The organism is Saccharicrinis sp. GN24d3, assembly GCF_052400645.1.
Classification (GTDB): Bacteria; Bacteroidota; Bacteroidia; order Bacteroidales; family Marinilabiliaceae; genus Saccharicrinis.
In genome coordinates this window covers 124770-139954 of sequence record NZ_JBQTGI010000006.1, presented here as the reverse complement: position 1 = coordinate 139954, position 15185 = coordinate 124770, and the positions used below count along the sequence as shown (strand labels likewise).

9 protein-coding genes and 1 pseudogene are annotated in these 15185 nt (G+C 40.2%); 2 read left to right on the top strand and 8 right to left on the bottom strand.

Annotated features, from left to right (window positions below; genetic code table 11):
• Window positions 1-301: 301 nt before the first annotated feature.
• The 3 genes and pseudogenes from pyk to ACT29I_RS09095 form a co-directional block, all read right to left on the bottom strand.
• Window positions 302-1744, bottom strand: a complete 1443-nt coding sequence (gene pyk / locus ACT29I_RS09105) for a pyruvate kinase (RefSeq protein WP_444793242.1) — start codon at window positions 1742-1744, stop codon at window positions 302-304.
• Between the two features lie 54 nt (window positions 1745-1798).
• Entirely contained in the window at window positions 1799-3061 is a 1263-nt protein-coding gene (locus ACT29I_RS09100) for an ATP-dependent 6-phosphofructokinase (protein ID WP_444793241.1), read from the bottom strand.
• Window positions 3062-3892: 831 nt separating this feature from the next.
• Window positions 3893-4329 (bottom strand): annotated as a pseudogene (locus ACT29I_RS09095) (transposase).
• A 509-nt stretch (window positions 4330-4838) separates the two neighbouring features.
• Here ACT29I_RS09095 and ACT29I_RS09090 point away from each other — a divergent pair.
• Window positions 4839-7352, top strand: coding sequence for a YfhO family protein (locus ACT29I_RS09090; protein WP_430933589.1), 2514 nt, complete (start codon window positions 4839-4841; stop codon window positions 7350-7352).
• Window positions 7353-7394: 42 nt separating this feature from the next.
• Here ACT29I_RS09090 and ACT29I_RS09085 read toward each other — a convergent pair whose 3' ends face one another.
• From ACT29I_RS09085 to ACT29I_RS09065, 5 genes are all read right to left on the bottom strand, one after another.
• Window positions 7395-8627: a PP2C family protein-serine/threonine phosphatase gene (locus ACT29I_RS09085; RefSeq protein WP_430933588.1), complete on the bottom strand. Its 1233-nt coding sequence runs from the start codon at window positions 8625-8627 to the stop codon at window positions 7395-7397.
• A gap of 153 nt (window positions 8628-8780) precedes the next feature.
• Entirely contained in the window at window positions 8781-9350 is a 570-nt protein-coding gene (gene efp, locus ACT29I_RS09080; RefSeq protein ID WP_430933587.1) for an elongation factor P, read from the bottom strand.
• A 230-nt stretch (window positions 9351-9580) separates the two neighbouring features.
• Window positions 9581-10378, bottom strand: coding sequence for a DUF3108 domain-containing protein (locus ACT29I_RS09075; RefSeq protein ID WP_430933586.1), 798 nt, complete (start codon window positions 10376-10378; stop codon window positions 9581-9583).
• Window positions 10379-10538: 160 nt separating this feature from the next.
• Window positions 10539-11246, bottom strand: a complete 708-nt coding sequence (gene tsaB, locus ACT29I_RS09070; protein WP_430933585.1) for a tRNA (adenosine(37)-N6)-threonylcarbamoyltransferase complex dimerization subunit type 1 TsaB — start codon at window positions 11244-11246, stop codon at window positions 10539-10541.
• A 474-nt stretch (window positions 11247-11720) separates the two neighbouring features.
• Entirely contained in the window at window positions 11721-14561 is a 2841-nt protein-coding gene (locus tag ACT29I_RS09065) for a hypothetical protein (RefSeq protein ID WP_444793240.1), read from the bottom strand.
• A gap of 174 nt (window positions 14562-14735) precedes the next feature.
• Between ACT29I_RS09065 and ACT29I_RS09060 the strand changes: the two genes are divergently transcribed.
• Window positions 14736-15176 carry a dCMP deaminase family protein gene (locus ACT29I_RS09060; RefSeq protein WP_430933583.1) on the top strand — a complete coding sequence of 147 codons (441 nt, stop codon included), beginning with the start codon at window positions 14736-14738 and terminating at the stop codon, window positions 15174-15176.
• Window positions 15177-15185 lie beyond the last annotated feature (9 nt).

Here is a 15185-nt window from a genome sequence, read left to right as displayed (position 1 = left end):
CCGGGTTTAAATTTTCGTTTCGGGCAAATGACAATGACGTTAGCATTGGCGACAAAAAATGGCTAATCGTATTTGTTTCATTGTTGGTTTTTTAGGTTGCCTATTTTAATAAATAGATATGGACGCACATTGGAAGAACCTATATAATAGATAGCATATGGTCCTGCAAGGGAGGTAGTTGTTTTGTAATCCTCTAACTCTTCGTGTTCCTGCGCAAAAGACAATCCTATGGCAAAATTATGTACAGAAAAGTACCCTATTGTTGGACTATAGTTGAAATTTTTTTTTGAGACTTCATCGCCTATTTTTTACCCACAGGCAAAAACTCCAATCGATAATTTGATTTAGGATCTAAAGATGAGGGGCCAGCTACCAACATAGCTATTGAACCTTTTAACTGTCTTTCGTTTATCCAATCTCGTGCAAAATCACTCCAGTTTTCCGGGGTTTCGTTTAGGTGTACAGGATAAACCCCATATGAGAAAGCCAATCCCTGACAGACCGTATTAGATTGACTGAGCGCTACGATCCATACTTCTGGAGAAAAGCGCGATATCATACGTGCTGTTTTGCCTGTTCTGGTGGGTATAAATACACTTACGCATGACACCGTTCGCAGGGCATTCTCAACAATCGTGGAGAGTGCTTCGGCGGCTTTAATTGGCTTATTGTCATCTCCAATTTCATAAAAACCTTTAAGGTTGTTTGGAGGTCGGTGAGCTTCCGTATGGTTGGCAATGTCGGCCAGCATGGTCACTGCTTCTTCAGGGAATTTACCCATAGCTGATTCCCCGGAAAGCATAATGCAATCTGTTCCATCAATAATCGCATTGGCTACATCAGTGGCTTCTGCTCTGGTAGGTAGTCGATTTTCAGTCATCGATTCCAGCATCTGGGTTGCCGTAATAACCGGCTTGCCAGCCATTCTGCTTTTGTAGATAAGTTGTTTTTGAAGGATTGCCATTTCATGAATCGGTACTTCTACACCAAGATCGCCACGGGCAACCATTATGCCATCAGTTACCTTCAAAATCTCATCTATGTTTATTAGCGCATCTGCCCGTTCTATTTTTGCTATAATAAAAGGTTGTTTACCCATGCCATTAGCTGCCGCTCTAACATTTATAATGTCATCAGCAGTTTCAACAAACGATTGACTGATAGCATCCACACCATTTTGCAAAGCAAATTCGAGACAGGAGCGATCATGATCGGTAAAGACATCAATCCCTAGTTTAATACCTGGTAGGTTAAGTCCTTTTCTGGAGCGTAATTCACCTCCAATAGCTACTTTGCAATGTACATCAGAGTCTGTTATTTTTTCGACGATAAGCTGCACTAATCCATCGTTTAAAAAGAGTCTGTCACCTGATTTCACTACTTTACCCAGTTGTTTAAAACTCATTGACACCCGTTGTCGGTCGCCAATAATATCATCACTGGTTAATATAAAGCGGTCTCCGGTTAACAATTGAATAGGCTCTGCGGCAATTTTACCCAAACGCATTTTAGGACCCGGTAGGTCTGCCATAATAGCCACTCGCATCCCAGTTGTTTTCTCGGCAGCACGTATACGTGTAATGCGGCTGGCATGGTCAGAAAAGTCTCCATGCGAGAAATTAAGTCGTGCGATATTCATTCCGGCCCGAATAAGCCTTTCCAGCATCTCTGGGGAGTCGGAGGCCGGTCCAATGGTGGCGACTATTTTGGTTTTATGTTTTGAAAGTGTTGTATTGGCCATCATATATTTCTAAAGTATTGTGAAGGTTCTAAACCTGTTATTCCCGAATTGATTCGATTATTCAAATTTAATGGACTGCCCCGTCGAAGCTAATGTCCCATTCCAAATCATACTGTTTGGATCCATGAGTTTTTTTCGGCCGGAAAGCAGTTCAACTGGCACATGAACGAATTGATCGTGCATATAACCGATGACAACACCTGTTTTTCCAGCCATTGCGGCATGAACTGCATTTCGGGCAAAGAGATCGCATAGAATGGAATCCTCTGCATTAGCCGGGCTGCTTCGCACAATGTAACTAGGGTCCATATAACGCATCACTATTGGAATCTGCTCTTTCTTAAAATATTTTATGATGCTTTCACTGAGGTAAAGGCCTATATCTTTGGATTTGATATTTCCTGAAGCGTCTATTTCCGGGTGGGTATTTTCTATCAACTCCTGTCCTGCTCCCTCAGCGACTACGATAAGTGCATGCGCTCGATTTTGTATGCGTTTTTTTAGTGCTGCTAAAAAACCCTTCGGACCTTCCATTTTAAAGGGCACTTCGGGTACCAAGGCAAAATTAACATCCTGACTAGCCATGGTGGCGCCAGCAGTTATGAACCCGGCATGTCGACCCATGAGTTTAACAAGCGAGATTCCATTTTCTACGCTGCGTGCCTCAGTGTGGGCACGGTCAAGTACCTTGGAAGCTTCTTCAATAGCTGTGTTGTAGCCAAATGTTTGCGAAACAAAAGGTACATCGTTATCAATTGTTTTTGGAACGCCTACAACCGATAAAGGATAGCCTCTTTTTTTGGCCTCTTTAAGTAGTTCATAGGCTCCACGCTGAGTGCCATCTCCACCCACAACAAAGAGTATGTTTATTTTTCGCTTAATCAGGTTGTTCACAGCCAGCGCTATGTCGACCGGTCCGCGCGATGTGCCTAAAAAGGTTCCTCCTTTTTTGTGAATCCCGTCTACCAGTTCGGTAGTCAGGATATAGGGTTCTTTTCCGAGTACAGGATCTAACCCTTTGTATCCGCCGCGAAAGCCAATGACATCCATCACTCCGTAGGCATGGTGTAATTCAAGAAATAAGGAACGAATCACATCGTTTAATCCAGGACATAAGCCACCACAAGTAACAATTCCGGCCTTTGTCGTTTGGGGATCAAAGTAAATTTTTTCCCTTGGACCGGCTATCTCAAAAAGCAATTCTCCTTCTAGAGGAGCATTTACTCCTCGAATAATATTTTCGGGTAAACGAAGGTCATCATTTACAAAGTGTCGAACGGGAGAATTGAAGCGTGGTTGACCTAGAAGCATTATATTCATTTACAACAATGTATTTGTATAAATTTAATTACCATTCGGTTAATAACAAAGGAATTTACCAATTGTTTTGCATGAAAAAGTATCTCATTACAATTGTAATGTACAAAAAGGATGGGATTGAGATTAAGCATTCGTTTTGCATTTTAGTAAAGCATAAACGGACAAGTTGTAGTTGATGTTTGGTTAGAACAAAAGCGGCATAAGTAATTTGGGTCGTTCCTATCTACGCTTCAGCAGCAAAATTAAAAGTATTTCCTAGTTCTACTTTCGATTTTATTCTTTCTCTTTGTTGTAATGTGCGAAATCAATATCCTTCCTACGTTTCCTATGTCGTATTAGCATTTGCATGGCTCTGCGTTTCAGTTCAACCTGTGTTGCACAGATGTTAGAAACTATTGATATTCGTGCATCTCTTAAACTTAGCAGGGGAACATCTTCTGTTTACGATCAGCTGTTCTGTAATGTGTAACAAAGCCATCATTGCAATTGTATAGTGGGTCTGCTATGATTGCCATTTCCTTATTTGATAATCAGATATCCCCAGTTCGCTCTTTGCATTATCCAAAGATCTTTCCATCCCAATATCACTGACTCACAAAATAGGCATATTCTTTATGCGTATAGGCATCAGGCTCACCGCTGCTGACACTGTATTTTATCTTTGGCTTTGCGTCTGTTGTTTTGGTAATTATCAGAATTCTTTTTTTTTTGCTTTTTCACTTTTCCCGTCCCAGCTCCAAATAGTTCTTTTGTGGAACCAAAGGCACAACTTGTCCTGAACGGTTTCTCTGATCTCTTTCTTTTGCGAAAGCTCCGGGGAAATTGATTTTGTTAGATTGTCCAACCGCACAGACTTGGTGTCCGGCTGTATTTTTGATGGCTTACGACCTTTGTTGGTTTTGGTCTCGGGTACTGAAAATGCCGGTTCCAGAAGGAACACTTTCCCGGCTTTGTGAACATCAAAACATAGAAGAGTCCCATTGCCTCCAGTCCGTTACAAAACTTTGTGTTGAGTCCGTACAGTCCATCCCCACCTATCCAGTCAAAAACAACACCCCTTTCGACATCCTGTTTTATCAAGGACAAAGCCAGTTTCGGCTTGGTTTTAAATTGACGACATCCTTCGTCCGGTATTTTTGCCTGGTTACACCTTTCTTTGTTATCCATGATTTAGGCAAGAAGATGCGTTCAATTATCAACGAGGCCGATGTCCCATTCACCGGCGAAGCATAAACTCCGACCTGACAATTGACGACTTTTCCGATCACTTCGGCATACTGTCGACCAGCACCCACAGAAAAAAAAAGGAGTGTTTCCGTTGAAACGCTCCTTTTTAAACTTAAACCCTAATCTATGAAAAAAAACTTAAACTCTTCAATTTTTATGTGGTTTAAAAAATAATCGAGACATCGAGTGATGCCTCGATTACCAAACTTAAACCCTAACCTAATCTATGAAAAACTTAATTGCTCTTCGGTAGAATAATCAACAATGTTCGTGCCATAAAATTGTTGTTTTGTCAAATTAACAGACGTTAACTTAGGTGTTAAAATCATTCAAATTGACTATAAAATACCCGTTGCACCGTATGCCCTTTTTGTATATTTTTAGGCAGTTTTAAAATTCATTAAATTACCGATTGTTAAATGTGTTTGGTATTGAGTGTGACCTGTATCTAAATGCTTTTCATTTAATTATTGGCCTGCCATCAGGCAGGTATTTGTATACATCCCGCTATGCGCGGATACACGACTGATTCTTTTTATAAATGTATAACATGATTGATAAATTAAAATCTTCCTTACCCTACGTTGGTACCGTATTGTTATTTATTGTTCTGAGCTTCGCTTACTTTAGTCCCGTGCTGAAAAATAAAACCTTAATGCAAATGGACGACAGCCATGCAATTGGTATGGCCCAGGAGCTAAGGGAGTTTGAAAAGGAAACAGGAAACAAGTCGCAATGGACCAACAGTGCCTTTAGCGGCATGCCGGCGTATCAAATTAAAGGAGACGCTTCCAAAAATATATTTTCGTATATCAACAGAACTTCAAGGATGGGTATGCCATATCATACCGTAGCCATCCTATTTTTATATTTGTTGGGATTCTATATTTTCCTACTGAGTTTAAAAATGGATTGGCGTTTTAGTCTCATAGGGGCATTGGCTTTTGGTTTTGGCTCGTACAATCTCATTATTATAGTCGCCGGCCATATAACACAAGCCTACACTGTTGCATTAATGGCTCCGGTAATTGCGGGAATTATATATACGTATAATCGTAATATGTGGGTTGGAGGATTGTTTACCACCATCGCTTTGGGGGTTCAGATAGCCTATAACCATATGCAAATAACTTATTATTTGGCTATGTTGGTTATGATATTGGTTATTTCGCGACTGGCATACGCTGTTGTTCACAAAAGCTTGAATCAATTTGCTAAGGCATCCGGGGTGTTGGTTGCGGCCGCTCTTCTGGCCGTATTGCCCAATATCACAAACTTATGGACTACCTATGAATATGGCAAATACAGTATCCGCGGTAAATCAGAATTAGCCCCGGAAGATGGGAAAAAACAGCATAGCGGTTTGGATAAGGATTATGCGCATGCCTGGAGCCTGGAGCCTCAGGGTACATGGACTTTAATAGTTCCGAATGCGGTGGGAGGGGCTTCCGAAGCGATTTCCAATAATAAGTCGGCGTTGGATAACGTCGACAGTCAGTTTAAAGAAGCGGTAGGTGGTCAAAGCCAATATTGGGGTGGGCGACCGTTTACGTCCGGGCCTGTTTACGCGGGCGCTGTGGTTTGTTTTTTGTTTATGCTGGGAATGTTCTTCTACCGGGGACCCGATAAATGGTGGCTGGTAGCAGCTACTGTTTTTTCCTTCTTTTTAGCCTGGGGACGTCACTTTCCGGCATTTACCGACTTTATGTTTTATAATTTTCCGCTATACAATAAGTTCCGTACGGTGGAGATGGCTATGGTGATTGCTTCATTTACGATTCCTGCACTTGGGTTTTTAGGGTTAAGAGAGGTTTTTAATAAGCCACAACTCATTAGGGAGACCAATTGGAAATTCTTTGCCGCATTCGGATTAACGGGTGGTATCAGTTTGCTTTTTTATCTGTTTCCCCATGCCTTTTTTAGTTTTATTAGTGATGCCGAATTAAATGCTATTGTACAGCAAAAGCAACAGGCCATGCAGCAGAATGCAGCTCAGGCAGCACAGGTTTCTGCCTATTTCGATGGGATATTGGCCAACCTTAAAATTGCCCGCGTATACTTGTTAAAATCAGATGCTTTTAGATCGTTTGCCTTTATACTGATCGCTTCTGCATCAGTTTGGTTTTTTGCCACCCAAAAATTATCGGGCAAGTATCTGATTTGGGGTCTGGGCTTATTGATCCTTATTGATCATTGGGGAGTTGACAAACGTTACTTAAATAACGATCATTTTCAGAGCAAGCGAAAAGTAGGTCAGGAATTTGCGATAAGCAAGGCCGATAAAGCCATCAACAAACAGAAAAAGGATGGAGAAAGAGTCTTTTCGATATACAGAGATCCATTTAAAGAAGTGGTTACATCATACCACCACGAGTCGATAGGAGGTTATCACGGAGCCAAGCTGCGCAGGTACCAGGATTTGATTGACAGATATTTAATGAGCGATTGGAGATCGGTGATTTCGGTATTGCAAAACCAAGGTGATGAACAAGAGATCCAGGATAAGTTAGCCGATATGCATGTGTTGAATATGCTTAATGCTAAATATATTGTGTACAGCCCTAATGCTGGTCCGATTGTAAATAATAATGCAATGGGCGATGCCTGGTTTGTTAAGGAGGTATATCCGGTTCAGGCCCCTGATGGGGCTATTGATGCTTTAAATCATGTTCCTTTAAGCGAAAAAGCGGTAGTTAATATATCGGAATTCAAAGATCTGGAATCGTATCAAGTAGATTCAGTGTCGGGTTCCTTAAGCATTCAAAAATATGAGCCAAACCATATTGTTTACGACTATTCGATCAAGCAAGAACAGTTAGCGGTATTCTCGCAGATTTACTATCCCAAAGGTTGGAATGCTTATGTGGATGGAGAGAAGATTGATATCAAAAGAGCCAACTACATATTAAGAGCGGTAATGTTGCCGGAAGGTCAACATAAACTCGAATTTAAATTTGAACCTGTATCTTTTAAATTGGGGCAGCTGATTTCGTTGATAAGCTCACTGTTAATACTCGCGTTGATATTATTTGCGATATATAAATCGGTTAAAAGACAAAACTAACGACAGTGATAAAACATAAAAAAGGAGCAGATAGCTCCTTTTTTATTTGAATTCCAGACCCGTAACGGAGATGTCGTCAAACACTGAGCCTCTTTCGAGCTGTACCTGAATCAGCTCCTTGAGGGCTTCCATATTTGTTTCAATATTGTTGCTGTCCGAAATAATATCCTCAATGGGTTTCATGCCCGATTCTATCTGATCGCCATTCTCCAATTCCACCAAACCGTCAGTAAAGGCCAAAAACTTGGAATTTCGCGGAATTCGTACACTGCCAACTTCAATAGAAGGTATCTCATCGAGCATGCCTAAACCTATACACCCTTTGTCGAGGTGAATCAGATGCTTCTTTTTTGGGTCAAACAGCATGGGCGGCAAATGGCCCGCATTGATATAGGTTAATTTTCGGGTAATGGTATTGTACTTTCCCAAAAACATGGTGATGAATTTCTCGTTGTTGGCACTCATGTTCACCTTTCTGTTCAGCCCATGGGCCAGTCTTTTTAGGTTTATGCTGGGTGTATAAAGGGTACGGAAAACTGCTTGAAAGTTCGACATCAATATGGCCGCAGAAATCCCTTTCCCGGAAACATCAGCAATACAAAAGCCAAGTACGTTTTTCGAAAGCCGGATAAAGTCGTAGTAATCCCCCCCGACTTCGAACTGGGGGTGGTAAAAGGTATGGATTGTGTATTTAGTGCTAACGGGAAGGTGGTCGTCTGCGGGAACAAGTTTCGATTGGATGCGGGAAGCCAGCTCCATCTCTTTTCGCATAGCCTCTTGCTCAAGCAATTCATTCTGCATCCGTTTGTTTTCGATAAAAACGATGATCAGATTGGAGATGATCTGAATCAGTTTTAGATGCTTGATCGTGGGGCTTATACCTGTTTGTTCTTCGTCCACATCACCAATTAACACAAAGCCAATCGATTTGTATCGGTGAAATAATGGAATTACGGCATCAAACCCTTTGAGCTGTGGAGGGTGTGATATGGTAATGTTTTCTATATTCCGATATTGTGCAAGGTCCCGTTCAACATCTATATTGGCAACTTCTTCTTTGGTGACACCGGAGTTTAACAGGTTTTCCCATTTTCCATCTCCAAAAGTAAAAACCAGTATCTTGCCCACTTCAAGTTCCTCGCGCAAAAGCACTTCAAACTCCGACAGTAAGTCGTCTATGCTGTGGTCCTCATTGATCGTTTGAGCAATGTCTAACAGAATATTCAACCTGTCTTTAAAAAGCCGGAGTCTTTTTTTTTGAAGCTGCGTTACCATAGAATTTTTTAAACCTTTTGGAATGGTAAGATATTAAATTTTTTCGACCTAAAGAAAATGTATTTTCTTGAATCCCGTAAAAAGGCCCCTGTAGTTCAGGTAATATCAAAAAGCCCTGAAATGTGCCAGGCTCGATTTTGTGGTCTGATAGAATTATTTTTTAACTCGTTCAACGTACGAACGGTCACGCGTGTCCACCTTGATCCAATCTTCCGTGTTTACAAACAATGGAACCATTATTTGGGCCCCTGTATCAATGGTAGCCGGTTTTAGTGAGTTGGTAGATGAAGTGTCCCCTCTTACGCCCGGTTCGGTGTAGGTAACCTCAAACTCAATATGCATCGGAAGATCTACTAAAAGAGGTGTCTCGGTATCGGCGTGGTAAACTACTTCACAAGTCAAGCCATCTTTCAATAAGTCGTGATTTTCAATTAGCTTTTCTTCAATTGTAACTTGCTCATAGGTTTCGTTGTTCATAAAAACGTAACCCATGTCATCTTTATATAAATACTGGTATGAACGGCGCTCAACGCGTTGCTCGTTGATTTTATGTCCGGCCGAGAAAGTATTGTCAATTACTTTTCCTGTAGAAATGTTCTTCAGTTTGGTACGTACAAAAGCCGGACCTTTACCCGGTTTTACATGCTGAAACTGCACTATTGAATACAAGTCGTTCTTGAATTCAATACACATCCCGTTTCTGATATCAGCTGTAGTTGCCATAGTGTTCTTAATTAAATCTTTGTATAAACTGTTTTTGTGCTGCAAAAATAAATCAAATACTTGGAATAGCTAATAATTATGTATATTAATTAGCAAGTGGGAGATTAATTGGCATATTCATATCTAAATATTTCCATGGTATGGAGAAAAATGTATGCCGTTGTAAAACAATAGAAAGACTCCCGGCATACTTGCCATTACAATTCAGGCTTCAGTTTTGCGGGATTGGCTTATTGCTTGCCAAGTGCATTTTTTAATCCCGTATGCTCGATAAGCTCGCAGGTGAATGATCCAACTTTTAAGTTGACCTTTGCCTTAATCGGTATTTTGTTTTTATCCCGTGTCACCCATATTTTCATATCCTCTTCCGTTTCAAACATCCTGCCAACCTCAGTCACAGGGTGGAATAGATAACATTCGCTTTTCCCGAACTTAGTTCTGACCATTTGGTTACCCACATATTTTATTTTCAAAGGGAATATCTCATCGCTGAAATAAGTCGTGAATTCCAATATATCGCCCACTTTCATTTGATCGTTAAATTTGTACCTGCGGGCAAAGTAAAACGCCGATACAATATCATGAATATGGGGGGGGACCCTCACGCTGCCGGATTTCTTGCTCTGAATGGTGATGGAATCTTCCCTTAAGGTATGGTAGTCGTAAACCACCTCGTTATAGTATTCATATCTTCCTTCCCTGATATCCCGAACAGATTTTAAGGGTTGATCCGAGGTTGGGTCAATGTAACTGGCATATTTGTCCCGTACTTTAAATAAGACATCTACCATACCCGAAGTTTTGGCAAAAAGCTCCAGTTCGTGCGTGTTGATTCCGTTCCATAGTGTATCTTTAACGGTGAACGAAATGTAACCTCCTTTTATAAAGCCGTATTTAAGACTGTATTTTAATTTTTCTCCCGGCTGATAGGTATGGTTGCCATCTGCGCCTGGATTGTTTTTAGCAGAAGCAATGTGATTGCCAAGCAGCATTATGACCAGAAAGATCGTGAGTATATGTTTATGCATAGTAATCGATTTATTTGATGCTGTCAGGGTTAAATCCTAACAAAGAAGATCATCATAGTAGTGTTTAGCTGTTTGGCTTAACCAGATGATTTTCTTTCTTCAAATTATGCATTTATATTTTTAAATGCACAATACGGGTTCAACAATTACCAGACCAAATTTATAAGACCTTCTTTTTTGGGGTGGTTGCCACAAAGTCTTTTAAATAAAACGGTTCAAAATAAGCAACGTCTTCGAAATCCGAATTTTCAAACTTTTTGTGGGCAATATTTACCATGTTTGATGCCAACGGGGATTGGCCATCCAAAAACAGGGCGTTGGAATGTACTATGGTATCCTTACATTTTTCGGCTCCATCCCCTAAAAAAACCATGGGGTGTTTATCTAAGATTTCTTTGTAACTATCCTCATCAATGATTCGGGCACTAATTTTCTCTACCAACTTCATGTCTGCATTAAATAATGCCGTATATACCTCCATCCTGCGTGCATCAATCATCGGGCAAAATAAGGTGTCTTTGCTGGTTTTACCCTTCAATGCTGAATGGTTAATAACTGCCTGTGCCAGGCACTCCAACGATGTAATTGCAATCAGGGGTTTATGAAGTGCATAGCATATTCCCTTGGCAACCGAAACGCCAATCCGTAAGCCGGTATAGGAACCCGGGCCACTGCTTACCGCTACTGCATCGATATCGTTGATGCTCAAGTCCGGTAAATCGTTAAATAAATCCTGGATAAAAACGGTAAGGTGGGTGGCATGCGAGTTTGCCTCAAAGAGTTCCTTTTTAGCAACTATGGTATGGTTGTTTGATAAACATACCGAACATACTTTTGTAGATGTTTCCAGTGAAAGAATTATAGCCATAAATACTTGTGTTATAAGATTGCAAAAATAATATTTTTTGCTCTTAACTCGCATATTCCATATCTTTTTCAGAAGACGAATGCTCAGGCAGGTTAATCCTCTGTATTCCAAGTGACTACTCTGACGTTCGGGCGAAAGTGTATCGCTTGCCGAAAGATTGTCCTTTTTCGGCGACAGTCATTGCTCGCCGGAACAATGGTGGGTTAATGGTACTTTTGGGTATGAAATAAAAAAGGTCGTTCTTTCGGAACGACCCTTTTTCACTTAACCTAAACCTTAATCTATGAAAAAAAACTTACTCTTATCTTCTGGTACGGAGAAAATCGTTTGGTGTTACAGCCATTTGACTTAAAATCCTCCTTTTGAATTGTTTTTTTATGGTTAATTTTCTTCTATGTCAATAAGCAAAGGCTGTGCCGAATATTCGCCATATTTTCGATTTAACATTAATTAACGCATTGGGCTGAAATTATTTTATTTGGTTTTCAGAAGTTTTCCTTGAACAGTATCTTCATCAGAAATCACTTTATAAAATAATATTCTTTCTTTACTATCTCCTCCTGTTATTTTAAACGTATATTTAATTTCGGATTTTAACTCCCCGTTATAAACACTCTCTACTTTATTGCCACTGATATCATACACCTCAATATTAACATTCGTGTTGCTTTCTGTCACAATTGTTAATTGAGCTATGTCTTTAAATGGGTTTGGGAAAACGGATATAGTGAGTCCGGCTTTTAAGTTTTGTTGCATTTTTATATTGACCAATTGCAGCGTATAAGCATTGGCGCTTTTGTAGGCAACGGTAATTGTTTCCGGGAAATAATCGGGTATTTCATTATTATAAAAGCATGCTTCAAATGTAATTTTAAACCGATCGTATCCATTTTGGCCAAAACCGGAAATATCGTCTATTTTAAAGCCATAAATGCCGGTTTTGGGATCGGTGGAATTCATTTCCATTTTCCAGTCTCTGGAATTTTCAAGCCAGTTAACTGTAGCATTATCCAAACCTACGGATAGGTGCGAAAGCTCATGCTCGCAATGGCCATTGGTATAAACCATCATCTCAAATTGATAACAGTTATCTCCAATTGGAGTAATTTTGCTGATCTCTGAAAAGAAGCAATCGTCGGCAAAAACGATATTAGGAATTGAATCGCCTGGGTTGTTTCCTCCTGAACCATCATCTTCGTTTGTGCAATTTAGTTGAATTGTATCCGAAGCAAAACATCCTTCGGCGTTTAAAACGGAATAGGTAACAGTAACCGCTCCGATTCCTGCATGATAAACCAATTCGTTTTTCGAACTTGTTTCGATATACCAGGTGTCGTTACCAATAAACTCCCAGGTATAAGTATCCGCACCGGATGAATTGGAATATAACATGTTGTTATCCGATTCGCACTTGACCAAAGTAGGTGGTATGATAGAAGCCGAAACATTGGAAACGCTATCAATGACTGCTTCGGTTGTGGCTGAACATCCGTCGGAATCAACAGCTTCGATTTGGTAAATGCCTGGCTGAATATTGTTCCTTTCTTTTCCGGTATAACCGTCGGACCAACTAAAAACATATGGAGCTGTTCCTCCACTTGTTATCAATTGGGCATTCCCGGTTAAATTGCCTCCACAAGCTGGGTGATCAATATCTGCACTAACACTAAAATCGCTATTTACTGAATTAATGGAGATTTCCTGGCTCGCTTCGCACCCAAAGGCATCAATTACAGTATATGAAGATGTTCCTTCTGACCATAAGGTAACAGGAATAGAAACTTCAGTTTCATCTTTGTAATAAATAAAGTTTGGGGTTCCTCCTGTGGCTGAGAGATAGAGTTCAACTTCAGTACTGTCGGATGAGCAGTCCGATCTCGAAATAGAATAACTCAATTCGAGTTGTCTCCGGTCGGCCAGATTTATAGTTCGGTTTATTGTGCACCCATATGCGTCAGTTACCGTAACCTGGTACCTTCCGCTGCTAATATCGTTAAGTGACGAAGAGGTATCTCCGGTATTCCACAAATAATTATAAGGTTCGTTTCCGTAGCGTACATCTGTAATGCTAATTTTTCCGTCATCGTATCCAAAACAACTTGGGTTTGTTACCGCTGTGCTTAACGACATTTTTTTGATGCCAACATATGTTGTACTGGTGGCCGTGCAACCATTGGAATCGGTAACCGTTAAGGAATAGCTGCCAGAATTAACCTGACTCAAATTTTCCGAGGTTTCGTCGTTGGACCATAAGTACGCATAAGGCTGCTGACCGCCGGCTACCTTGCTTTCAACGGTGCCTTCACCTTCCTGGAAACACTCCAGGTAGTTAGGTTTTAAACTGATTGCTATATCTGTTTCCGCACTTAACGCTATCGTTTCATATTTGCTGCAGCCCATACTATCCGTCACTTGAATTGTAAATGTTCCGTCATTTAAATTTACGAGAGAATCGCTGGATGACCCATCGTTCCAAGAGTAGATATATGGTTCTGTTCCTCCTGACACAGATAGTTTTATGGCTCCATCGTTTTGACCACATGAAGGAAATGAAATATCCTTGGTAATATTAATCGGAAATTCAGGTTGTAAAATAGTAGTTGAGAGCTCAATGGTAGCACCTGTACTATCAGTTACCGATACAAAATATTCGCCACTATGTAAGCCATCAATGCTTTGCGAAGAACTTTCCGTATTCCACAAAAAGGTAAAAGGTGCCACGCCTTCTACAATTTCAATACTTGCAAATCCATTATTGCCTTCGTAACAAGTAACATCGCCTTTGGATATGATGGCAGAAAGTTGATCTGCAATTTTTATTTCTTCATAAAAAATACAATTGCCGGCTTTGTATGCTAACTTTATTCCTTCTTTTATTTTTGTAATGCATTGGGCATCATCCAAACACACGGTATAACCTATGTTAAAGGTGCCGGCATTATTATCTTCTCCAAATCCATGGATGTTATCTATTTTAAAACCGGTTATTCCTGTTGTTGGATCATTGCTTGGATTTTCTATTTTCCAACCCCCCGAGTTTGTAACATTGGAAATGCTCCCGCAAGGCACCTCGATAGTTAAATGCGACAATGCGGAACTGCAAATTGCAGATGCGTTTATTTCAAGTTCTACGGTTACGCAATTAGAATCCTCTTCGAAAGTTACTAATTCGGCAGAAAAGCAGTTTTCACATTCTTTTGTAAGGTCATTTATTGCAGCATTTGCATTGGTGAAAATGGATGCGAAAACAATTAATGTCGCGACTAATTTAGAACTCTTTTTATAGAGCCCCTTAGAGTGTAAATTGTGTTTCATTTTGTGTGTTGTGTGTGGGTGTTCGGATTTTTTACGTTAAAAAAAATCAAAAGGTTCGTTTTACCTAAAAATACATATCTATATTCAGCGTGTTTTAATTTATTAACTGATGTTTTCGGCTAACATATTTTGTTATTTTTGTGCATCGATTTTTTATTGAGCAAGAATTTATAAATGAACGAAAAAGATTTGCCAACGAAAGAGAAACAACTTCTGTTGGATAAAAGATATTTGAGAATGGCTCATGTGTGGGCCGAGAATTCGTATTGCAACAGAAGGCAGGTTGGTGCATTACTGGTAAAGGGAAAGATGATTATTAGCGACGGTTACAATGGCACACCATCCGGATTTGAGAATAACTGTGAGGACGGGAACAATATTACCAAACCCTATGTTTTACATGCGGAGGCCAATGCTATTACTAAAGTGGCACGTTCCAATAATAGTTCAGAGGGTGCTACGTTATATGTAACTTGTTCTCCTTGTATCGAATGTGCCAAACTCATCATTCAGGCAGGAATTGTAAGGGTAGTTTACAATCAGAGATATCGGGTGGAAGACGGAATAATCTTGTTAAACCGGGCTAATATTGAAACCATGCATATCGAGATGTAAGGTATACTG

Excerpts from the sequence above, each read along its gene's own strand:
- ACT29I_RS09100 (WP_444793241.1), bottom strand. The coding sequence starts at position 3,061 with ATGAATATAATGCTTCTAGGTCAACCACGCTTCAATTCTCCCGTTCGA.
- ACT29I_RS09090 (WP_430933589.1), top strand. The coding sequence starts at position 4,839 with ATGATTGATAAATTAAAATCTTCCTTACCCTACGTTGGTACCGTATTG.
- ACT29I_RS09085 (WP_430933588.1), bottom strand. The coding sequence starts at position 8,627 with ATGGTAACGCAGCTTCAAAAAAAAAGACTCCGGCTTTTTAAAGACAGG.
- ACT29I_RS09065 (WP_444793240.1), bottom strand. The coding sequence starts at position 14,561 with ATGAAACACAATTTACACTCTAAGGGGCTCTATAAAAAGAGTTCTAAA.
- efp (WP_430933587.1), bottom strand. The coding sequence starts at position 9,350 with ATGGCAACTACAGCTGATATCAGAAACGGGATGTGTATTGAATTCAAG.
- ACT29I_RS09075 (WP_430933586.1), bottom strand. The coding sequence starts at position 10,378 with ATGCATAAACATATACTCACGATCTTTCTGGTCATAATGCTGCTTGGC.
- ACT29I_RS09060 (WP_430933583.1), top strand. The coding sequence starts at position 14,736 with ATGAACGAAAAAGATTTGCCAACGAAAGAGAAACAACTTCTGTTGGAT.
- pyk (WP_444793242.1), bottom strand. The coding sequence starts at position 1,744 with ATGATGGCCAATACAACACTTTCAAAACATAAAACCAAAATAGTCGCC.
- tsaB (WP_430933585.1), bottom strand. The coding sequence starts at position 11,246 with ATGGCTATAATTCTTTCACTGGAAACATCTACAAAAGTATGTTCGGTA.